Annotated in this window: 18 protein-coding genes; 10 read left to right on the top strand and 8 right to left on the bottom strand. The window is 46.5% G+C overall.

Annotated features, from left to right (window positions below):
- Positions 1 to 56: 56 nt before the first annotated feature.
- The 4 genes from ccoP to ccoN are packed head-to-tail and all read right to left on the bottom strand — an operon-like array spanning position 57 to position 3277.
- Complete coding sequence (gene ccoP / locus MHN31_RS04805; RefSeq protein WP_125561396.1) at positions 57 to 1022, bottom strand: cytochrome-c oxidase, cbb3-type subunit III; 966 nt, start codon at positions 1020 to 1022, stop codon at positions 57 to 59.
- Entirely contained in the window at positions 1019 to 1204 is a 186-nt protein-coding gene (locus tag MHN31_RS04810; RefSeq protein ID WP_010373992.1) for a cbb3-type cytochrome c oxidase subunit 3, read from the bottom strand. Before MHN31_RS04810 ends, ccoP begins: the two co-directional genes overlap by 4 nt.
- Before the next feature lie 6 nt (positions 1205 to 1210).
- On the bottom strand, positions 1211 to 1831 hold the full coding sequence (ccoO, locus tag MHN31_RS04815) for a cytochrome-c oxidase, cbb3-type subunit II (RefSeq protein WP_058795135.1): 621 nt from the start codon (positions 1829 to 1831) through the stop codon (positions 1211 to 1213).
- 12 nt (positions 1832 to 1843) lie between these two features.
- Positions 1844 to 3277 carry a cytochrome-c oxidase, cbb3-type subunit I gene (gene ccoN, locus MHN31_RS04820; protein WP_125561394.1) on the bottom strand — a complete coding sequence of 478 codons (1434 nt, stop codon included), beginning with the start codon at positions 3275 to 3277 and terminating at the stop codon, positions 1844 to 1846.
- Positions 3278 to 3374: 97 nt separating this feature from the next.
- Here ccoN and MHN31_RS04825 point away from each other — a divergent pair, with 97 nt between their 5' ends.
- From MHN31_RS04825 to MHN31_RS04845, 5 genes are all read left to right on the top strand, one after another.
- Complete coding sequence (locus MHN31_RS04825) at positions 3375 to 4085, top strand: hypothetical protein (RefSeq protein ID WP_125561392.1); 711 nt, start codon at positions 3375 to 3377, stop codon at positions 4083 to 4085.
- Positions 4086 to 4294: 209 nt separating this feature from the next.
- Complete coding sequence (locus MHN31_RS04830) at positions 4295 to 7336, top strand: hypothetical protein (protein ID WP_239443594.1); 3042 nt, start codon at positions 4295 to 4297, stop codon at positions 7334 to 7336.
- Positions 7337 to 7397: 61 nt separating this feature from the next.
- Complete coding sequence (locus MHN31_RS04835) at positions 7398 to 8492, top strand: hypothetical protein (RefSeq protein ID WP_125561388.1); 1095 nt, start codon at positions 7398 to 7400, stop codon at positions 8490 to 8492.
- A 10-nt stretch (positions 8493 to 8502) separates the two neighbouring features.
- The gene (locus MHN31_RS04840; RefSeq protein WP_125561386.1) at positions 8503 to 10413 is read left to right on the top strand and encodes a hypothetical protein; all 1911 of its coding nucleotides are present in this window, start codon (positions 8503 to 8505) and stop codon (positions 10411 to 10413) included.
- A 77-nt stretch (positions 10414 to 10490) separates the two neighbouring features.
- Positions 10491 to 10967 carry a GreA/GreB family elongation factor gene (locus tag MHN31_RS04845; protein ID WP_125561384.1) on the top strand — a complete coding sequence of 159 codons (477 nt, stop codon included), beginning with the start codon at positions 10491 to 10493 and terminating at the stop codon, positions 10965 to 10967.
- Here the strand turns inward: MHN31_RS04845 and MHN31_RS04850 are convergent, their stop codons facing one another.
- Positions 10968 to 11963: a helix-turn-helix domain-containing protein gene (locus MHN31_RS04850; protein ID WP_125561382.1), complete on the bottom strand. Its 996-nt coding sequence runs from the start codon at positions 11961 to 11963 to the stop codon at positions 10968 to 10970.
- Between the two features lie 117 nt (positions 11964 to 12080).
- Between MHN31_RS04850 and MHN31_RS04855 the strand changes: the two genes are divergently transcribed.
- A complete protein-coding gene (locus MHN31_RS04855) occupies positions 12081 to 13982 on the top strand; it encodes a beta-ketoacyl synthase (RefSeq protein WP_194867879.1) in 1902 nt (633 codons plus the stop codon).
- A 51-nt stretch (positions 13983 to 14033) separates the two neighbouring features.
- On the opposite strand, the gene fghA is transcribed toward MHN31_RS04855, so the two are convergent.
- On the bottom strand, positions 14034 to 14876 hold the full coding sequence (gene fghA, locus MHN31_RS04860) for an S-formylglutathione hydrolase (protein WP_239443595.1): 843 nt from the start codon (positions 14874 to 14876) through the stop codon (positions 14034 to 14036).
- Positions 14877 to 14886: 10 nt separating this feature from the next.
- The gene (locus tag MHN31_RS04865) at positions 14887 to 16008 is read right to left on the bottom strand and encodes an S-(hydroxymethyl)glutathione dehydrogenase/class III alcohol dehydrogenase (protein ID WP_228553340.1); all 1122 of its coding nucleotides are present in this window, start codon (positions 16006 to 16008) and stop codon (positions 14887 to 14889) included.
- A 97-nt stretch (positions 16009 to 16105) separates the two neighbouring features.
- Between MHN31_RS04865 and MHN31_RS04870 the strand changes: the two genes are divergently transcribed.
- A complete protein-coding gene (locus tag MHN31_RS04870) occupies positions 16106 to 16972 on the top strand; it encodes a LysR family transcriptional regulator (protein WP_138538846.1) in 867 nt (288 codons plus the stop codon).
- Here the strand turns inward: MHN31_RS04870 and MHN31_RS04875 are convergent.
- Complete coding sequence (locus tag MHN31_RS04875; protein WP_239443596.1) at positions 16969 to 18636, bottom strand: SulP family inorganic anion transporter; 1668 nt, start codon at positions 18634 to 18636, stop codon at positions 16969 to 16971. The genes MHN31_RS04870 and MHN31_RS04875 overlap by 4 nt on opposite strands.
- A 168-nt stretch (positions 18637 to 18804) precedes the next feature.
- Between MHN31_RS04875 and MHN31_RS04880 the strand changes: the two genes are divergently transcribed.
- Genes MHN31_RS04880 through MHN31_RS04890 form a run of 3 tightly spaced genes read left to right on the top strand, consistent with a single transcriptional unit; the run spans position 18805 to position 21938 of the window.
- The gene (locus tag MHN31_RS04880) at positions 18805 to 20016 is read left to right on the top strand and encodes a lipoprotein-releasing ABC transporter permease subunit (protein WP_239443597.1); all 1212 of its coding nucleotides are present in this window, start codon (positions 18805 to 18807) and stop codon (positions 20014 to 20016) included.
- Positions 20009 to 20707, top strand: a complete 699-nt coding sequence (lolD, locus tag MHN31_RS04885) for a lipoprotein-releasing ABC transporter ATP-binding protein LolD (RefSeq protein WP_125561367.1) — start codon at positions 20009 to 20011, stop codon at positions 20705 to 20707. Before MHN31_RS04880 ends, lolD begins: the two co-directional genes overlap by 8 nt.
- Positions 20708 to 20711: 4 nt before the next feature.
- Complete coding sequence (locus tag MHN31_RS04890; protein WP_239443598.1) at positions 20712 to 21938, top strand: lipoprotein-releasing ABC transporter permease subunit; 1227 nt, start codon at positions 20712 to 20714, stop codon at positions 21936 to 21938.
- The last annotated feature ends 28 nt before the right edge of the window (positions 21939 to 21966 follow it).

Genomic DNA, 21966 nt, shown 5'->3' on the forward strand with positions numbered 1-21966 from the left:
AAAAAGCCTCCGATTGGAGGCTTTTTTGATCTTAAATAAACTTATAATCTATTCGATTATTTCTCCTGAGAGAGGCTGTACACATAGGCTGTAAGCAGGTGTACTTTGTCTTCACCCAGAATGTCTTTCCAAGCTGGCATTACACCAGCACGGCCATGACGCAGTGTTTCTTCAACAGCACGTTGAGAACCACCGTACAACCAGATGTTATCGGTCAGGTCAGGCGCACCAAATGGCAGGTTGTGAGCGACAGAGCCCTTACCGTCCATGCCGTGACAAGCCGCACACATTGCGAACTTCGCTTTACCAGCATCAGCATCTTTTTGGTTTACTTTACGGCCAGACAAACTCAGTACATATGCAGTCATTTCTTTAATGCCCTGGTCACCCAGTGCATCCTGCCAACCTGGCATCGCAGCAACACGACCTTGCAGTAGTGTTTCTTTGATCTTGTCAGGTGTACCGCCGTACAACCAGTCATTGTCTGCCAGGTTAGGGAAGCCCATTGCACCACGAGCATCTGAACCATGACACTGTGCACAGTTTTGCGCGAACAAACGTTGACCAATTTCAAGTGCTTTTTGATCTTTTGCTAGTGTTTCGATGTCTTGCTCAGCAAATGCTTTGAAGATAGGACCAAAACGTTCGTCAGCAGCTTCAAACTCTTTATCAAGTTGAACCCAGTGACCGTTTGCTTTGGCTTCTTCAATTGCTTTTTTAGACTCCTCGAGAGACGTTACGCCCTGGTTAGAGCTTGTCCAGTTCAAAAAGCCTGCAAAGTTACCTAAACCTGGGTAAGCAGCAAGATAGTAAACAGACCAGATAAATGTTGCGAAGAACATGTAAGTCCACCACTTTGGTAGTGGGTTGTTTAGTTCTTCGATTCCGTCAAACTCGTGACCACAGCTTTCGCCTTCTTCAACACCTGCATAGTTTTTCAGGTTCCAAAGCAGCAAGCCAAAGATCAGAGCCAGACACGCCAAGGTCAATACAATGACCCAAATACTCCAAAAGCTAGTCATTTTTCAGACTCCTTTTCCTCGTTTGAGATTGTGTTATTGTGTTTCTTTTCATCTTCAAAAATGGCATTGGCAGCGTCATCAAAACGACGTTTGCTACGCTTGCTGTATGCCCACACAACAATCACTATGAACAGTACTAAAATTACCAGAGTCAAAATGCCTCTGTATGTGCCGTAATCCATAACAAATTACTTCAAATGTGTGCCAAGTTGCTGAAGGTAAGCAATCAGGGCTTCCATTTCGGTTTTGCCCTTTACTGCGGCTTCAGCACCTTGAATGTCCTCGTCGGTGTATGGCACACCAAAGTTACGGAACACTTCAAGTTTCTTAGCGGTTAATTGACCGTCCAATACATTCTCATTGAGCCAAGGGTAGCCAGGCATATTTGACTCAGGTACCACAGAGCGAGGGTCCATCAGGTGCGCAAAGTGCCAGTCATCTGAGTAACGCTGACCTACGCGCGCGAGGTCTGGACCTGTACGCTTAGAGCCCCACTGGAACGGGTGATCCCAAACTGATTCACCAGCTACAGAATAGTGGCCGTAACGCTCAACTTCGTCACGGAAAGGACGGATCATTTGCGAGTGGCAGTTGTAGCAACCTTCACGTACGTAGATATCACGACCTTCCATTTCCAACGCTGTTAGAGGGCGTAAACCATCAACAGGCTGAGTGGTGTCTTTTTGGAACATCAGTGGGGTGATCTCAACGAGGGCACCGAAGCTGATGGCAAAAACCGTCAGGATAGCCATCAGGCCAACGTTCTTTTCGACGATTTCATGTTTGTTTGAAGAGTTATTATTGCTCATACTCGACACCCCTTAAGCCATTTGTGTGTTAGCGTCGGTGGTCAAAGAGCCACTCTTAGCTGCTACAGTACGGTACACGTTGTAAGCCATTACCAGCATACCAATCACGATGAATACACCGCCCAGGAATCGCATGATGTAGAAAGGCTTAGACGCTTCAAGAGACTGTACGAAGCTGTACATTAAAGTACCGTCAGAGTTAACTGCACGCCACATCAGACCTTGCATAACACCAGAGATCCACATTGCAACGATATACAGAACAACACCGACTGTGTGTAGCCAGAAGTGGGTGTTAACTAGTTTAACGCTGTACATGTTGGCGTGACCAAATAGTGCAGGGATCAGGTGATAAATAGCACCAATAGAGATCATTGCTACCCAACCTAGCGCACCAGAGTGTACGTGGCCGACTGTCCAGTCAGTATAGTGTGATAGCGCGTTTACGGATTTGATTGCCATCATTGGGCCTTCGAAGGTAGACATACCGTAGAAAGACAGAGAAACAACCAAGAAGCGCAGTACCGGGTCGGTACGTAGTTTATGCCAGGCACCAGACAGAGTCATAATACCATTGATCATACCACCCCAAGAAGGAACGAACAGGATCACAGACATTACCATGCCCAGAGACTGAGTCCAATCAGGTAGCGCGGTGTAGTGTAAGTGGTGAGGGCCTGCCCAGATATATAGAGAAACCAGTGCCCAGAAGTGAACTACTGATAAACGATAAGAGTAAACAGGACGACCTGCTTGCTTAGGCACGAAGTAGTACATCATACCCAGGAAGCCTGCGGTTAGAAGGAAACCTACCGCGTTGTGACCGTACCACCACTGAACCATAGCATCTACCGCACCCGCATAAATAGAATATGACTTGGTAAGAGATACAGGTACAGCCATGCTGTTTACAATGTGCAGTACTGCAACAGTAATAATGAAGCCCGCGTAGAACCAGTTCGCAACGTAAATGTGTGACACTTTACGCTTGATCAGCGTGCCGAAGAAAACAACAGCATACGTTACCCAAACTACAGCGATTGCAATATCGATTGGCCACTCAAGTTCAGCATATTCTTTAGAAGATGTGATACCCAGTGGCAGCGTGATAGCTGCTGCAAGAATGATTGCTTGCCAGCCCCAGAAAGTGAAAGCGGCTAGCTTATCGGAGAATAAACGCGTCTGACACGTACGCTGTACAACATAGTAAGATGTTGCGAAAAGTGCACTAGTACCAAATGCGAAGATTACTGCGTTCGTGTGTAACGGACGAAGTCGAGAGTAAGTTAACCATGGAATGTCGAAGTTTAACGCAGGCCACGCAAGTTGCGCCGCGATAAATACACCTACACCCATGCCAACGATGCCCCAAATCACTGTCATTATAGCGAATTGGCGTACAACCTTATAATTGTACTCAGTTTGTGATGCTACTGTTTGGCTCATTTTCCGGATTCCGCTGCAATTAATGCGATTAGAAATGATTAACCTGTAATACAGGCCCTGTTTTTTTATTTCAACAAACCCGTTTGAGTTACATCCCGTGGAACAAAACTCTCACCAGCTTGAGAAACCCTTATTTTTGCAAGGAAATAATAATTTTTTTGCAAACGAAAAGATACTACAAACACCTAAAATAATGACATCAATCAAACTTTGTACGAGTCATTTGCTTAATGAGTACGCGAATTGCGCAATATCAAAACAAATTGCAAAACTTAACGCCAAAGGCTGGCTGAAAAGAGCTATTCCACATAAACTGAATGTCTTTTCAAGATGTCACACACTAAGCATTATGCAGAAATTTTGCACACTACCCGGTGTTTTTTTAGCCACTTTCCTGACGGCCTGTTCAGACCCAAGTACCATTATACATGAAAGTTCAGAAAATAGTGAAAGTTCGCAAACTTCCTTGAACTGTGTTGCCTCATCACCATGTAAAAATGGTGATGAGGCGCTTTGGAGTTCAGGCAAAAAATTACATCCAGAAACCCCTTTCAACTTGTCTCTGGCTCTCAGTTCGTCCGATTTAAAGGTACGGTCTGCTTGGTTGGAAGGCACTCAAATGTACATGGGTACCATCCCTGTTTTTTTTACGCATCAGCAAGCTGAATTTTGGTCAGCAGAGGTGATGGTAGGCGCTTGCAGTGAACCTGTAATGGAGTGGCGTTTGACAGTCGAACTAGCAGATTTGACGGGGGAGGTTGAATATGTCAGAAATGTCACATTCAGTCTTTATACTACGCAAGAATGAAATCAATGTTGGAAAAGTTCACCTTTGCGTTTTATATTTGTTTACAAAGAAGTGTGTTTTGCAATGACTTTGTTAAGAGTATTGAGTATATTGATGGTCTAAAGTACCCAAATTAGCTTAAGAGTCTCGTTTGACAAAAACATTCGCATAGGCAAATAAATAAAGAAAAACACGCAAGCTATTTAAGGAGACCTCTAGTGGCAAAGCGCATGAATAAATTTACTCCAGTGGCATCCACCATTGCATTAAGCCTGGGCCTTACTGGCTGTAGCTTATTTGATAGTGATGATAACGACCCGATTGTCAATCCTCCCCCAGCTCCCTCCGAAGTCGAAAGTACTGTTGATGCTAATTTTAACGTTTCAGTATCTGGTAAAGCCGTTAAGGGAACTCTTAGTGGCGCTATGGTCAGTGTTAAGACTGTAGACGCGCAAGGCAATATGGTTGATTTGGCTTATCGAACAGCCGCAGGCGAAGAGTCTGCGACAGAAAAAGCTGAAAGCGAGAGTGAAGCCAAAGCAAAAGCTGAGGCAAAATTAATCAGCGGTAACCCAGCAGAGTTGAAAACATCAGCACAAGGCTTGTACGAGATCTTTGTTGACGAAGAGTTTTCTGGACCTTTATACATCACTGTTAAGACAACCAAAGACGGCGATGCATTGGTTAAGTGTGATGCGTTTGCTGGATGTGGTGTAGGTACTGCAATAAAAGTGGATGACGGCTCCGTCTTTAATGACAATGGCAAGGTCGACTTTGGCGAATGGTACAAAGATGATATCGAACTGTCTGTTGTTAAGCTGATTTCCGCGAACGCTGCGGCCAGTTCCGCGTCGGCCAAAAGAGGTCCATCCTATGCAGATGGTGACGATGGTTCTTACAAAGCGAATTTGTCGGTATTTACATCAACCGCAGCGCGAATTTTGCTTGCTGGAGAATCAGCTATTGACGCAGCTGCTGTTGGGCAAGCGAGCATTCAGGTAATTGGCCAGCTTGTGGGTGACCTTTCTTTAGTTGCTACACTGGCCAGTGATTTATCACTGGGTGGTGTGATTGACTTTACTGATGTCGATGGGACAGAAAAGCTTGACGCCGGTGCGCTCGTGTTGGTACAGGTTGCGTCTTCACTGCAATCTCTGGCTGGTAAAGAAAGCAGAACCGTTGCGGACGTATTAGCTGAACTAACTGGTGATGTTGAACAGGGTAACCTGGGCGATAGCCAGATCTTCTCAAAACTAAAAACTGAAACACAGAAAGCGGGTAAAGTTCTGAACGCGATTGTTTCCGGTGATGAAGAAGCAATTAAAACAGCACTAATTGAAGCAGGTGTTGATGAGTCTGATGTCGATCAGGTTGCGGCTGATGCGAAAGCGGCCAAAGATAAGGCTGTTAAAAACGGTGCTACGTCAGATGAACAACTCCAAGATGATTCGGATAAAGTCGTTGACCAACTTGATGACTTGGGTAACGGTGACACTTCTCTGGAAAGCTTGAATGCGTCATTGTTAGCAAGTATTGAGGCAGGTAAACAAACGCTCACTGGTAGTGATGCTCAGTTGAACGAATTTGCAGCGTCATTGGCTGCTGTTAAAGCCCTGGCAGCTGATACAGATACTAAAGAGAAAGCGGTAGCCTATGGCAGTGCTGCGGTTGTCCTGGATACACAATATACCGCTGCGGTTTCAACAGACGTAGAAGGCGATAACCTGGGTAAGTTGCTGGTCCGTGAGCTTTCTGGTGCTGAGCAACTGGTATCTGCTGCTTCGGGATTAGTGATATTAGATGCCGAGTATCAACCTACGCTGACACAAGCTGGAGAGCTGTTAACGCAAGTCACTACGTTGGTTGCTCAAAAAGACCAACTGGGTGCTCAAATAACTGCTGAATTGACTGCGGCCAATGAGAAAATCGCGGAATTTGGTGCCACGCTCGATGTTGCTAAGCAAGCGTCGGATGAAAGCCTGTTAGCAGCGAAGGAAAGTAAGGAAGCCGCAATTGCTAAGAAAGGCGAGATGGAAGTCCAATTCCAGACCGCGATGACTGCTGTCGCAGCAATTACAGATCAAGCTACCGCTGAAGCTGCGTTGAGCGAAGTGGAAAAAACCCAGACTAGCTTACAAGACACTATTGCAGCTTACCAGGCAGCAGAAACAGCTGCAAAAGCGTCACTGGAGCTGGCTAACACCTATAAAACTATTGCTCAAAACGAAAACGCGTCAACGGATGCGGCTGACCTCGCAATCAATGAGTCGAATGAGTTGATCAGTGAAGCGCTTCTTGAAATTTCCGTACTGCAAGGAAACACTGCGCTACAAATTGAAGACTACAGAATCACAGCGCTGGCCATGCAGGGCACGGACAAACTGGTTAAGATCAGTTTTGTAACCAGAGAGGGTGCTGATGCCACATTTAATGCGGGCGAAGTTATCTATGATGTAATGAAAGATATCTGGGATTCGGGATTAGATTCTGGTGAACATAGTGGCACAGCGCCTGGTTTCCCTGAATGGAAATACAGCTATGACACAAATACATATGCTCTGAATCTGGAAAATACCGAAGGTGACGAGAAGATTGTCGCGAATGGTCAGGTTAACTCTGGCGCACAGAGTAAAATAATTTTCACCTGGTCTGGCAATTTAGTAGCTGATTCTGGTCAGAAAGTTGAGATCCAGTCTCCGGATCTGGCTGAATGTGAGCGCTGGGCGATAGATTCTATTGACATGCCAAATGCATCTTGTTTGGTGCTTAACGTTGATGGCAGCATTCAGAGTGTAGAAGATGCGCGAGACTTTGATATTTCTCGTGGCAAAACGTTCAACTTGGTCGAATTTGTTGATGGCCAGTATGGCTTTAGCGGATACTTCCATTCAGAGTTGACTGCGGTTGACCAGCAAGGTAACCCAGCTCCACTATTTGTTGACGATTCAATTGAACTGGCTTCAATTGTGCTCAAAGGTGATAGTGAGGGTACTGAGTTTACTGCGCATTTCGATATCCGTAATGAGGATAACAACGACGACCTTGGTATGGCTGAAGTCTCGATTGACAATTTTAATGGTTATGTATTTAGAGTTGGTCTAATCGATGAAGCTGGCCCATTGCGCGGCAGTGTTTCACTATTCAACGATACCGAACAGTCTGTTGGCGTAGGTAGCGTAGAGGAAATTACAAACGGTTTCCGTGTTGATTACTTTACTGGTCTGTCAATCGACTATACGGATATTGACTTTATCGGTCAGTCAAACAACTAATGTAAGTCAATTTGAAAAGGGGAAAGGGTTACCTTTCCCCTTTTTTTTAGAAGTTAAGTTTATGACATTAAAAAAAATTACACCTCTACTTTCTCTGTGCTGTCTACCTGTGTCTCAGGCGGCGCTGTCAGCATCTAATGACATACAGTTGATTCACCAGTTTCATAGTGAGATATACACGGAAGCACAACCTGTTAAGGCGTTTGTTGATGATTTTGACAAGCCTCTGACAGATGGTGACAGCGCATTTACTTACAATGTGTTTGAGTTAGGCATGAAATACAAGGGGTTTGGTATTGGGGCGCAGAGCCGCTTTGATTATTTACTTGCATTTGATCCCGATACGGCCCGTTATACGCATACAGAAAAAAATGATCTGCCATTTGAACGTCGTAATTATCGCTATTATCTGAGAGGTAAGCAGGCGACAACCAACGGGGTTTTTCTAAGCTACGATTTCACGTTGCTGGATGAGAGTTTAGTGATTACGCCAAAGTTTACTTATTTTCAAAGTACGCACTTTCAAGACGCTGTGGTCGACGGCACTATTTTTGCGGATGAAATTGAAGGAAAACTGCAGACTGAGTACTACTTTTCGAAAGATATCCTGTTTAAGTCATTTACACCAACGGAAAATCCGCAAGGAGATGGCTACAGTTTTGATCTAACGTTCAGCTGGCAGATTACGCCGGATTTAGATATTTGGGCAGCTGGTAAAGACCTGATGTATGAAACCAAGTACGAGGGAGCTGGGTTTGTAAATGGATTTACCACGGATATCCCATTCACCGAGAGAGAAGATGGCATAGACACAACCCCCTCTGTCAGATTGCGCACTTCTGCTTATGATCAAGAAATCGAATACACCTTTGAGCGGGACGCCAGATACTATTTAGGCGTGAATTACCGTATTAACAACCAGTTCTCTACCACACTTAAAGCGCGCAAGTATATTGATGATGCGTTTGTTCAGGCAACTGTATCTTACCACTTTGGAGAAAGCTGGGAGTTATTTGGTGGCTATGAAACACATAGCGAGGCCTTTGAGTTAGGTATTAAAACTCGTCATGCTGGTATATCTGTGAAAATGGATAACCCCAATATTGATGATGCGCACTATGTAAATTTGAACTGGTTTCTTAACTTGGCATTTTAGGGGGTAAAAGGTGCAAAAAATCAATAAAATCTTACCTTTGTTGTTAGCTGGTATTTTGTCAGCATGTGGTGGAAGTAGTGACCCGGCCCCAACCGTGGATGATGCAGAGCCAGGGTTTGGCCATGATGTAACTCAAATTCCTTCCGCTTCTGTGGCCTTCTATGTGCCGAAGTTTGTCGATACGTCGGGGACTCTGTCTGTCACTCAGATAAGCTCAAGGGAAACACAGCAGTTTACCGTTAACGATCTGAACGAAATGACCATCACCCTGAATTCAGGTGTGGTGTATCAATTTGAGTTTAGCCCAAGTTCCGAACAAGTATTTTGTCCCAGAAAGCTTGGCTGTGGTCGGGCCCTGCGTGATGACCCAAATGATCTCAATGGCAATGAGGAAATTGATTTCGGCGAACCGGTGTCTGCAAACGTGTCATATTCTCTTGCGGCGAAACCGGTTGCTGGCCAAAATCAGCTATATTTTTCTTCATATGCAACCTTGCTGAGCGATTCGCAACTAGACAGTACAGTACTGTCTTTGACAAATACACCTGTTTATCACTTGAGTCACAGTCGTATTAACCAGTCATTACAAGCAGAGTATGCGGCTCAAGCATTTACTTCTGCTGATATCATGAGACAACTTAACATTCAGGGCCGTCAGGATGACGAGATCTCGCCTTTGGCTGATGCTTTTGATCTTGCTTATAAGCACAGCGACAGTACGCTTTGGCAAAGTTATATTGATCAAGTCAACGAGTACTTTATAGAAACGCTGTTAGACGAAAAGGACAGCACACTGTTTTCTAGTGTTGTGGACCAGGTTTTGCTGACTGCCAATGAAGCATTGCAGTTACAGGATATGGTGACGCTAAAAGACTCTGATACCGTATTTAACAATGACCTGCTTGACCACTTCAGAGATTCTCTGGGGGTAGTACGCCTTCAAGAAGAGAAGTACAGTGATGAACTAGACACCAAACTGCGTGAAATAGAGAGTGTTGTTTCAGATGATGTAGTACAAGAGTCGTTCTTGGCACTTGCGGAGGCAGTTTATAATGTTGTTGACAACGTGTCTCCAGCTCGCAATTCTGAGCCAGGTAACTATCAGGTTGATGATCTGGATGTAGTGTATACGACTGATCCCTTGTTTAACTGGCAAGTAACTGGCTTTAATAGAGGCTTTGAAGTCAGTATGGACGTAACTATGTCCGAGTGGCGTAAAAGCCCAATTCTGGGCGACCGTATTGTGGGTGTTGGGGTTGTATCAGTTCGCAAGGGCGATGTGTCTTTAGAGGCAGACCTGAACGATATCTTCTTGTTATTTGATGGCTCTATTGATGGAGATAACCTGCAAACGGCCACAGGTACTTCACATTTTGCAGGTGAGGTTACTTTGCAAACTGCAGCGTCGATGACTAAAGCGGACCTGAGATTACATTTAGATCGGGTGCGCTCACCTGGCAATTCGGTTGAAAGCATCATTGCTAACTTGCGTTTGCGCGGTGATTTTGAAACTGTGAACCAGGTGACACCTGTCGCTCTATACGCCGCTGAGCAATCTCCCTATGAGTTCGACACAGCCCTGGATTTAGCGTTCGGGTTACATGTTGACTTTGATCTAAAAGGCGGCCCTGATTTTCAGCTACAGCTGGCAGCTGATCCTAATAATTTCACAAATTTGAACTCAGCTGAAATCAGTTACCTTGTTGGTGGCAGGGTTATGCAACTTGATGTGCGTCGCTCTGGAGATAACAATAATATTGTTGCGCAGGGTAAGGACGGCTATTGGCTGGATATTAAACAAAAAGGGCGTAATTTCACTGGTGGATATTATTACGGTGATCAGCAAATCGGTGACGTAAAGACAGTAAGAGGGGTTCCAGGTGTATTATTCCCGGATGGTAGTTTTGAATCCCTGTTCTGATGGGGTCAATTACTGTTAAAATGATATTTTTATTTGAAGGGCCTGCGGGCCCTTTTTGCGGTTTTAAGAGGGTCAGCTTGAATAAAAGCCACGTTATTGAACATTTAAGGTTTGCACTGGAATGCAAGCTCCAGGAAGCACAAGAGGCAGCAGACAGTGCTCGTGCCGATGCAATTCATGAACAAAGTGCGGCGGAAACTCAGTATGACTCTTTGAGCATTGAGTCCGGCTACCTTGCCGAGGGGCAAAGTGAGCGGGTCGATCAGGCACATAGAGCTATTCAGGCGTTCGAGCAAACATATACGTTAAGCCGTCCTGGCGTTGTCCAGGTAGGGGCGCTGGTAGAGTTAGTTGACGAGCAGGATCAGCATCATTGGTTTTATGTTGGACCCTGTGAAGGTGGACTGAAAGTGATTTTGGGTACTTCAGAAGTCAGAGTGATCACGCTCGCTTCTCCTGTCGGTCAGGCCCTCCAAGGGCGTGAACAGGGTGAGGAAATTGAGTTTAACTTCAATGGTAAGACTCAATGGTTGGAGGTACTAGAGTTGCAGTGATCATGAAAAGAGCTTTTTTCTGACCACTTGTCGGTACTGACTGGGGGTTTGATTCATTGTACTTTTGAACACCCTGGTAAGCTGTCCTTGCGAGCTAAAACCGCATGCCAGCGCTATTTCCTGAATACTCAGGTTGGTGGAAGCCAATAACTCAGTAACCTGACGCACTCGGGTTGTTTGCAAATAGTTGGCGGCAGTCTGACCTGTTGCGGCTTTAAAGCGTCGGTTGAAAGTGCGATAGCTCATACCAAATTGAGTGGCAACCTCAGGAAATGTTATTTCATTCGCACTGTTGTTGCGTAACCAAAACTGGATTGAGGCAATTTGTTCATCACTATGGCGGTCAACAGCGCCTTCCAGGTACCTTTGTTCTTCATAGGGCTTTCTTACTTCGTGAGAGAAGTTTTGTTGCACATGATTGGCAGCTTCTTGGCCATAAAACTGGCCAATAAAGTGGACAATCACGTCTGCCAGCGCGTTCAAGCTTGCTACTGTATATAGTCTTTCTGACTGAGTAATGAAGTAATCAGGGCGCAGGGCAACTAAGGGATAATTGCGCTTAAATTGATCTGCATAATGCCAGTGGGTTGTTGCTGAGTGTCCGTCGAGGATCCCGGATTCCGCTAAGAAGCAAACGCCTGTGCCGACACCAATAAGTGTGGCACCAGAGCGCCATGCCAGGGCTAGATTTGAAACCAATGAGGTATTTTTTTTCAACACTGGACGAGGGTTACGCCAAATACTGGGAGTAATGATGTAGTCGAACTCACTGAGTGCACTGAAATTGGCGTGTGCTAAAAAAGGCACGCCCATCGATGAATGAACGGCTTCACCTGTTTCACTTAGCCAGGCAATTTCCAATGGTATAAATTCATTTCCTAAATGGCGTCTTGCGAACGCCTCACCAGCACGCAGCATTTCTATGGGTAATGTTACGCTGGTTATTAGCATTTGCTCATAAAGTGTGAAAGCAATACGGTGGTTATAAGCACCCATCTCATCCGACCTCTTAATGGTGGCGTAATTTGCATGTTATGTGGCGAAAAAAGTAAAGTATCATGTTTTCCTTCGTTCTAAAATCGGTTCATTAGTTTTATTTGATAAGAGATTGATATGACAGCATTACCAATTATCGTAGGTATGGGCGGTGTGAATGCCGCTGGCAGAACCTCGTTCCATCAGGGCTTTCGTCGCATTGTGTTAGACACCCTGGATGATGCTGCAAGACAGGAAACTTTCCTTGGCCTGGCGACCTTGATGAACCTAGTGTCATTAAAAGGGGCGGATTTGGTAACAGCTGAAGGCGAAGTCGTTCAGCGTGATGAAATCGAAGCACGCTTTGGCCAGCAGATTGTTGAAGGGACGTTAATCCGAAAAATCGAGAAAACTCATTTTGATGTCGATGCAACGCACTGGCAGCAAAAGCTGACAATGCAGGCCAACGATAGCCATGGATTAACCTTTACCTGTCGCAAGCGTGATTTACCAACGCCTGTACCATCTGGCTGGCAAATTGAAATGCTTGATGAAAAAACGGCCCAGGTGCTTATTCCGGAGCAGCTGGCGGTAAAAGTGGATAGTTACAGAGACAACCCTATTAAGGCAGCAGGCCAGCTACCAACCGGATTTGATCCATCTGTCATGTACAACAGCCGTTATCAGCCGCGTGGTTTGCAAGCCACTATTTTTGCCGCAACCGACGCTATCCGCTCTACAGGCCTAGACTGGGATACGGTTATGAACAGTGTCGAACCCGACCAGATTGGCACTTATTCAGCTTCGGTCGCTGGGCAAGTTAATGATGAAGGGTTTGGTGGCCTCATTCGCAGCCGCATGAAAGGGGAGCGGGTGAGCACCAAACAACTCGCGTTGGGTCTGAATACCATGTCAACTGACTTCATTAACGCTTATGTGACGGGCAGTGTGGGTACGACATTCTCCACTTCAGGTGCTTGTGCAACCTTTTTGTATAATTTGCGTGCAGCAGTTAATGACATTCAGGCGGGTCGTACCCGTGTAGCCGTGGTTGCCAGTGTTGAGTGTGCGTTAACGCCAGAGATTATAGAAGGCTTTGGTAATATGGGCGCACTGGCAAACGAAGAAGGCTTGCGTAAGCTTGATAACACTGAACAGGTTGATTATCGCCGTACCAGCCGTCCATTTGGTGAAAACTGTGGCTTTACCATTGGGGAAGGGGCACAGGTAACTATTCTGATGGATGATAAATTAGCCCTTGAACTGGGCGCTGACATTATGGGGTCTGTTGCAGATGTCTATGTTAATGCTGATGGGGTTAAGAAATCGATTACTGCGCCTGGTCCGGGTAACTACATTACTATGGCTAAATCAGTGGCACTGGCAGAGCAGATCGCGGGCACTGAAGCACTTCAACAGCGTAGCTTTATTCTGGCACATGGGTCCAGCACACCACAAAACCGGGTGACAGAATCTTTGATTTACCATCGTATTGCACAAACATTTGCTATCGAAGGCTGGAAAGTAGCTGCTCCGAAAGCATTTGTTGGTCATACCATCGGTCCGGCTTCTGGTGATCAGCTGGCAATGGCGCTGGGTATCTTCAGTCATCAGATTATGCCAGGTGTGACGACCATAGATGCGGTTGCAGAAGATGTCTATGACCAGCATCTGGATATCCGCACACACCATTATCACTGTGGAGAGATGGATATCGCTTTCATTAATTCCAAAGGGTTTGGTGGTAATAATGCAACTGCAACGATACTGTCGCCTGCCGTTACCTTAAAGATGCTATCGAAACGCTATAGCGAAGCTGCGCTTGCAGAGCATGACGCCAAACTGGCAGAAACGAAGCAACAACAAGCCAGTTATCAACAGGCAGCCGATCTGGGTCAGTATGAGCTTATTTATCGATTCGGTAATGGCATGATTGATGATTCGCAACTGCAGCTAAGTAAAGAAACTCTGGAGATCCCAGGTTTTGATAAAGCAGTTAAGCTGAATGTCAATAATCAGTATGGTGACCTGACGGATTAAAATACTATGTTAAGCAAACAAAAGGCGCGCTAGCGCCTTTTTTTGTATTGGTTACTTCAGGTATTGTGCATGGAAATCCAGGTGTGCATCGATGAAGGTCGAAATAAAGAAGTAACTGTGGTCATATCCCGGCCGCATTGTTAGCGTAAGTGGGTAATTTGCAGCCTGAGCTGCCTGCACCAGTGCTTCAGGCTTGAGCTGTTCAGTTAAGAACTGATCAGCATCACCTTGATCAACTAAGATAGGTGCTTTGCCATTTTCCGTATTTTGTCTAAGCAAGTGGCATGCATCGTATGCTTCCCACATTGCATTGTCTTCTCCCAGGTAGCCTCTGAATGCTTTTTTGCCCCAAGGGCAATCCACCGGATTAGAGATTGGGCTAAATGCCGAGATACTCTGATAACGAGTTGGATTTTTCAGACCGACAACCAGCGCGCCGTGACCACCCATGGAGTGTCCCGCGATAGCACGTTTGTCAGAGACAGGAAGTTGCGCTTCGATAAGTTTTGGCAGCTCGTCACTGACATAGCTATACATGTGATAGTGTTTATCATAGGGGGCTTGAGTCGCATTGACGTAAAAGCCTGCGCCGAGCCCAAAATCATAGCTATTTTCCGGGTCATCTGGGATCTCTTCACCACGCGGTGATGTATCCGGTGCTACGATTGCTATCCCGAGCTCGCTGGCACGTTTAAACGCGCCGGCTTTTTGCATAAAGTTCTCGTCGTTGCAGGTTAGCCCTGACAGCCAGTAAAGCACTGGTACAGGATGGCCATTAAGTGCTTGCTCAGGTAAAAAAACGGCAAAGGTCATTTTACATTGAGTATATTGACTGTCATGTTGATAACGTCGGTGCCAGCCTCCGGCGACTTTGTTTTCGCTCAATAATTCCATAATATGCTCTTTATAAATGGATCACCGAACGGATACTCTTACCCTGGTGCATTAGATCAAACGCTTCATTAATGTCATCCAGCGACATCGTATGGGTAATAAAGTCATCCAGTTTAAATTCACCAGCGAGGTAACGCTCGACGATTTCTGGCAGCTCAGAACGGCCTTTAACCCCCCCGAATGCTGTACCCCGCCATACCCGGCCAGTTACCAACTGGAAAGGACGAGTAGAGATTTCCTGACCAGCACCCGCAACCCCGATGATTACAGATTCGCCCCAGCCTTTGTGACAACATTCCAATGCACTGCGCATCACGTTGACGTTACCAATACATTCAAATGAAAAATCAACTCCTCCATCGGTCATTTCCACAATGACTTCCTGAATTGGTTTGTCGTAATCGTTTGGGTTGATGAGGTCGGTAGCGCCGAGTTTTTCAGCCAGCGCGTATTTGTCTGTATTGATATCAACGCCAATGATCCGACTGGCACCAGCCATCACTGCCCCTATCACGGCTGACAGGCCAATACCACCCAGGCCAAAGATAGCAACCGTATCGCCTGGTTGCACTTTGGCTGTATTCATCACTGCGCCCATCCCTGTTGTTACTCCACACCCTAGCAGGCAGATCTCTTCTAGTGGCGCAGTTTTATTAACTTTAGCCAGAGAAATCTCTGGAAGAACAGTGTATTCAGAGAAGGTTGAAGTGCCCATATAGTGATAAATAGGTTCGCCGTCTTTGTAAAAACGGGTTGTTCCGTCAGGCATGACTCCTTTACCCTGAGTCGCACGGATCTTCTGGCATAAGTTCGTCTTGCCTGATGTACAGAACTTACATTCGCCACATTCTGGCGTGTAAAGTGGAATAACGTGGTCACCTACTGCGACACTGGTTACCCCTTCACCTACGGCTTCAACAATGCCACCACCTTCGTGACCTAAAATCGCCGGAAATACACCTTCAGGGTCTTCTCCGGATAGGGTGAATGCGTCTGTATGACAGACACCTGTGGCAACGATTTTAACCAATACTTCGCCTGCTTTAGGCATCATCACATCCACTTCTTCAATGCTCAGTGGTTGTCCTGGTCCCCAGGCAATCGCTGCCCGTGATTTAATAAACTCAGCCATCATTACTCCAGTTTTGTAGTGTGAAAACAAAAGTATAACTTGCTGTGAGAGTTTGATAATCTTAAAAATTAAGAAAGACTTTTACGTATTTGTAATAATGGATAGATGGTCAGGTTTAGATGAATTTGTCGCGGTGGCGACCAGTGGCTCCTTCACAGCGGCAGCGCAGCAGTTAGACACCTCAGTAGCACAGGTCAGCCGTCGGGTTAAAACCCTGGAGTCTGAGCTTGGCTATCAGCTACTGACTCGAACAACCCGAAATCTGGCGTTGACACCCGAAGGCCAGGTATTTCTCGGTCATGCCAGGTTGCTCCAGCACGCCTACGATGACGCAACAGCGGCACTGAGACAAAGAGACAGTGAGCCTACGGGTAAAATCAGGCTCACAGCGCCAGTGATGTACGGCGAGCAATACATTATGCCGTTGGTACACCAGTTCATGTGTCGTTTTCCTTCGGTTACGGTTGATATGGAGCTGACTAATGCGCAGCTCGATCTGGTTGAGCAGGGCGTCGATCTTGCTATTCGCATCGGCCAGCTCAAAGATTCCTCGTTACATGCAAAACGTCTGTCGCAGAGACGTACTTTGGTGTGTGTTTCACCGCAATATTTAAGTCAGCGCGGTCCAATTACCGCTATCAGAGATCTGGAGAAACAAAATTGCCTGTTAGGCAATGCACATTATTGGCGTTTTATGGATCACGGAGTCGAGCGGCATGTAAAGGTAACTGGTACCTTGAGATGTAACAGTGGCTGGGCGTTGTTAGACGCGGCGAAGCAGGGGCTAGGGGTCGTTCAGTTGCCTCATTATTATGTGCAAGATGCCATTCAAGGTAGTGAATTAGTGACTGTGCTGGATTCCTTTGCACCTATGGAAGAGGGGATCTGGGCGGTGTACCCGCCCAGAAAATATTTGTCTACGGCTATCCGTGCGCTAATAGACTTTTTGGCTGACGCACTCTAGGCCTGAACAGTATTGCTTTGCATCGCTTCCAGGGCTCTGGTCAATGCCTGTTCGCGGCTTTTGCAGAATGCATGATCACCCAGTTTGCTGCGAATATCGAACTTCTGAAGTTGTTCACTCGTGTCTTTATTTGGTGAGTAAATAAAGACCTGACAGTCAGCATCCAGTGCATCACTGATGGCGTTTTCAATCGCGAGGCTGACGGTCACATCCAGCATGGCCACATCACTTAAATCAAGTACCATGGTTTTATACTCACCGATATGGCGGTGCTGGCGGGTGATTGCTTTCGACACGCTAAAGATCATTGGACCTGACAGATAAAAGAACAAGAGTTTGCCTTTGGCCTGCTCTAATAACGCACGCTCATGCGTCGAAAGTGGCACATCTTCATCAGCATCGCCGTCGCTGATGGCTTTTACATGCTGTTCCTGAACCCGGCTTAAACGTTCAATTACCATAATATTGGAAATAAAGACACCCAGGCCAACTGCAACCATCAAATCGACGAAAACCGTCAGTAACATAACACCATACATGATGGCCATCTGACTGATGCTGAGTTTATGTGCACGCTGAATAAAGCTCCAGTCCAGAATGTTAATCCCGACATATACCGCGATGCCTGCGAGTACAGCCATCGGGATCGGCTCTGTCAGGCTGCCGGCCACAAATACAACGGCCATTAGGATCAGGGCGCGGAAAATCCCGGCTAACGGAGAGCGTGCACCTACCTGTATGTTGACAACTGTGCCCATGGTGGCACCGGCACCTGGTAGTGCGCCGAAGAAGCCTGCAATCATGTTTGCAATACCCTGACCACGTAGTTCTTTATCAGAGTCGTGCTCTGTACGCGTCAGGCTATCACCGATAACGGCTGTCAGCAAAGTGTCAATACACCCTAAGGTACCCAGCACCAGGGCATCGATCACCATTTCGGTAAAGAGTTCCGGAGTAAAAGTTGGCCAGACAATTTCAGGCAAGCCACTGGGGATCTCGCCAATGCGGCGAATGCTGTCAGTATCAAACAGCAGGATAGAGATTAAGGTAACAATAACCAGCGCCACCAGCTGTGCAGGAACGTACTGGCGATATTTCTTAGGCATGTAGAACAGAACACCTAAGGTGAGGACCCCTAAAAAGAGCTCTGAGAAATGTAAATTTAGAAATAGCTCAGGGAAAGCGGACAAAGTACCGGGAACACCGCCAGGAGGCGCCTGATGTCCGAGTAGGGGGGCCAGTTGCAGTATGATTAATATGACACCAATTCCGGACATAAACCCGGAGACCACGCTGTATGGCATCAGAGTGACATATTTACCAAGCTTGAGCGTGCCCAGTAATATCTGGAATGCACCCGCCATCATCACCACGGTGAAGGCCATAGCCGGCCCCGCTTCGGGGTATTTTGATATCATGGTGGTCAGAACTGCTGTCATAATGACCGTCATCGGGCCAGTTGGTTCTGAGATCAGAGAAGTAGAGCCGCCAAATAAGGCAGCGAAGAGGCCAACGAGAATTGCGCCCCACATACCGGCTTCAGCTCCGGCGCCGGATGCCACGCCAAAGGCGAGGGCGAGTGGTAGGGAAATGATTGCAGTGGTCACACCACCGAACAAATCTCCCTTGAAATTCATATGTTTAAATCTTGATAACGAAAACATTGAAGGTCCATACCGCGAGATTTGCCGCATTCTACACTAAAACCCGATGTAATTTAGAGCGGCTATTAAAAAAATTTTACACTTTTTTTTGGGGTCAAGGGTATGACCCGGCTTTCTTGATTGTGCTAGTATCGTGCTCTGAACTTGTATGCAGAAAAATAAACTATTATGTTTCAGCCTGTTAGCCTTTACATAGGGCTCAGATACAGCCGTGCCAGCAAGGGCAATGGGTTTGTATCTTTTATTTCTTTTTTTTCCATTGCCGGGATAGCACTCGGGTTAATGGCACTTATTACAGTTAGCTCTGTGATGAATGGGTTTGAGCAGAGCCTGAAAAATGCCATGCTCGACTTAATACCTCATGTGCAGTTGCGCAAATCATCAGACGAACAATCTCAAGACGCCGATGCGTTGCTAACTAAGCTGAGCGCATTGCCAGAAGTTAAGCGGGTAACTCCCTATGTCACCAGTGATGTGATCCTGCAAACGAATAAAGATCTGGTTGGTGTGCGTTTGCAAGGGACCTTTTCCGGTTATCCATCGGCACTCGAGCCACACATTGAAGCCGGTAGCCTGGCACAGTTTCGTGAGCAGAAATATCAACTGGCGCTGAGTCGCTATCTGGCAAATCAACTGGATGTGCGATTGGGACAAAAAGTGCGGGTGATCATGCCTGATGTTAGCAGTTATACGCCTATGGGCCGGGTCCCTAAACAGCGTTTATTTACAGTTGCCTTGATTTACAACACCCACAGTGAGGCCGATGTTAACCTGGCATTCGCCGATGGTAAAAGTCTGCAACGTTTGCTTAAGCGCAAACCGATGGATTTTGACGTTAGCATTACATTAAAAGACGCTTTTGCCGTTAATGAGTTCAGAACAGCGAATGTCCCCTTGTTGTCTGGATTAGAATACTCAGACTGGCATGTACAGCAGGGGGCATTATTTGCAGCCGTTGCAATGGAAAAACGCATTATGGCCTTACTATTGGGACTGATCGTGATTGTGGCCGTATTCAATATAGTGTCGGCGTTATCGATGATGGTCAGTGAAAAGCAAGGTGAAGTAGCTATTTTGCAGACTTTGGGGCTGGCACCTGGCGCTATAGCACGGGTGTTCATGGTGCAAGGGTTGTACAACGGTGTAGTGGGTACGCTAATTGGCACTGTGTTTGGTTATCTGCTGGCCAGTCATATTAACGAGGTACTGGCAGTCAGTGGGCTGTCTTTACTGGGTGGTGCAGAGTTACCGGTCAGGTTCGACTGGTTTAGTTTGAGTTTAATTGTTGCGACCAGTCTGGTTTTGAGTTTTCTGGCAACATTATATCCGGCGTTTAAAGCCGCAAAAGTGCTTCCTGCTGAGGTGTTGAGGTATGAGTGATTTAGTAATTGAATGTCAGGGCCTGAACAAGGCTTATGATGAAGCGGGCCAGCAGGTTGAAGTGCTAAAAGGGGTCGATCTGGCGCTTGAACAGGGTGACATGTTGGCCATCGTCGGTAGTTCCGGCTCAGGCAAGAGTACTTTGTTGCATATATTGGGCACATTGGATACGGCCAGCAGTGGTTCAGTGAAAATCAAAGCTACCGATGTCGCGCAGTTATCGCGTCGTAAACAAGCGGATTTTCGCAATCAAAACCTGGGCTTTATATATCAGTTCCATCACCTGCTTATGGATTTTACGGCATTAGAGAATGTGGCTATGCCTTTGCTGATTGCCGGTCAGCCACCTAAAGCCGCTCAGGCGCAAGCACAGGAAATGTTGGGCAAAGTTGGCCTGGACCATCGTGGAGGTCATCGACCATCGGAGTTATCGGGCGGGGAGCGCCAGCGAGTTGCCATAGCCAGGGCGCTAGTTACGCGTCCAGCATTAGTCTTGGCAGATGAACCTACCGGTAACCTGGACAAACAAAATGCACTGAAAATCTATGCCTTGTTAAAAGAGTTAAACCGGGATTTAAAAACCAGCTTTGTGGTGGTAACACATGACCTTGAACTGGCGGCAAAACTGGGTCGTGCAGTTGCTCTGGACGACGGTGTGTTGGTTGAGCATGCGCTACATAGTGAGGCATAAGCGAATGTTGAGTGTGTTTATCAGTAACCGATTACGTGCTTCCAAGCATCAGGCTGGTATGATTGGGTTTTTGAGTAAATCATCAACGCTCGGTGTCATGCTGGGGGTGGCGGTGCTTATTGTCGCACTCTCAGTGATCAATGGGTTTGAACAACAGCTGAAAACCCGCTTACTTTCTGTGGTTCCTCATGTCGCTTACCAGGCGCCTTACGACCCAATTTCAAATTGGCCTGAAAAAGTGCGATTGCTGGAAGCGCAACCAGGTATTTTGGCCGCGGTGCCTGAAATATCGGTCACTGCCATGGTACAGTTTCGTGGTGAGCTAAAGGCCGCTGAAGTGAAGGGGATAGATTTTCTTTCTCATCACAAGGTATCAGACGTGGGGCAATTTATTGCAGATACTTCACTGAGCGATTTGACCGACAATGACATCGTCTTAGGGCGGCATATTGCCACAGAGCTGGGTTTAGAGCGCGGGGATAAAGTCACGCTGTTAGTGGCAAATCCACAAGCCGCTTCTCCTCTGGCTGCCCCAAAGCGGCTTAACTTTGTGTTGGCGGATGTGATTAGTATGGGAGGACCTATTGATCGGTCGTTGGCTTTGGTTTCTGTGAAGCGGTTACAGCAGGCAATGGGGCTGTCGGACGAAGAAGTGACCGGGCTCCGTGCCAAAGTTGAGGATGTATTCTCTGCTCATCAGGTCGCAATGGCAGCAGGCCGGGCTTTACCTGATCTGGTCTACGTCAATAGTTGGTTTCGTACGCAGGGGAGCCTTTATCAGGATATTCAAATGGTCAGGACAATAGTGTATCTGGTCGTGTTTCTGATCATCGCTGTCGCCAGTTTTAATATCGTGTCGTCTATGGTAATGGAAGTGAAAGAAAAGCAAGCGGATATTGCGATTTTAAAAACCATGGGTACCAGAGATAGCACTATTTTTGCGACCTTCGCGATACAGGGGGTCAGCTATGCCCTAATCGGTGCCCTGGTTGGTCTGTTTGTCGGCATTTTGTTGGCGCTGAATATTTCTGACTTATTCCGTGCCTGGATTGAGCTTGATGGTGATAATCCATTGCAGGGCGTTTATTTTATTGAATTTTTGCCCAGCCAGTTGGATTGGATTGACGTGGTTTCAGTGTTGTCTATTACGCTTGTTATTTCGGTACTATCTTGCCTTTATCCGGCCTGGCAGGCGGTAAAAGTAGATCCAGCCAGGGTTTTGGGTGGTTAGTTTAGGTAACGCATACCACGGTGTATGC

Source organism: Pseudoalteromonas sp. McH1-42 (assembly GCF_022347845.1).
Taxonomy (GTDB): domain Bacteria; phylum Pseudomonadota; class Gammaproteobacteria; order Enterobacterales; family Alteromonadaceae; genus Pseudoalteromonas; species Pseudoalteromonas rubra_D.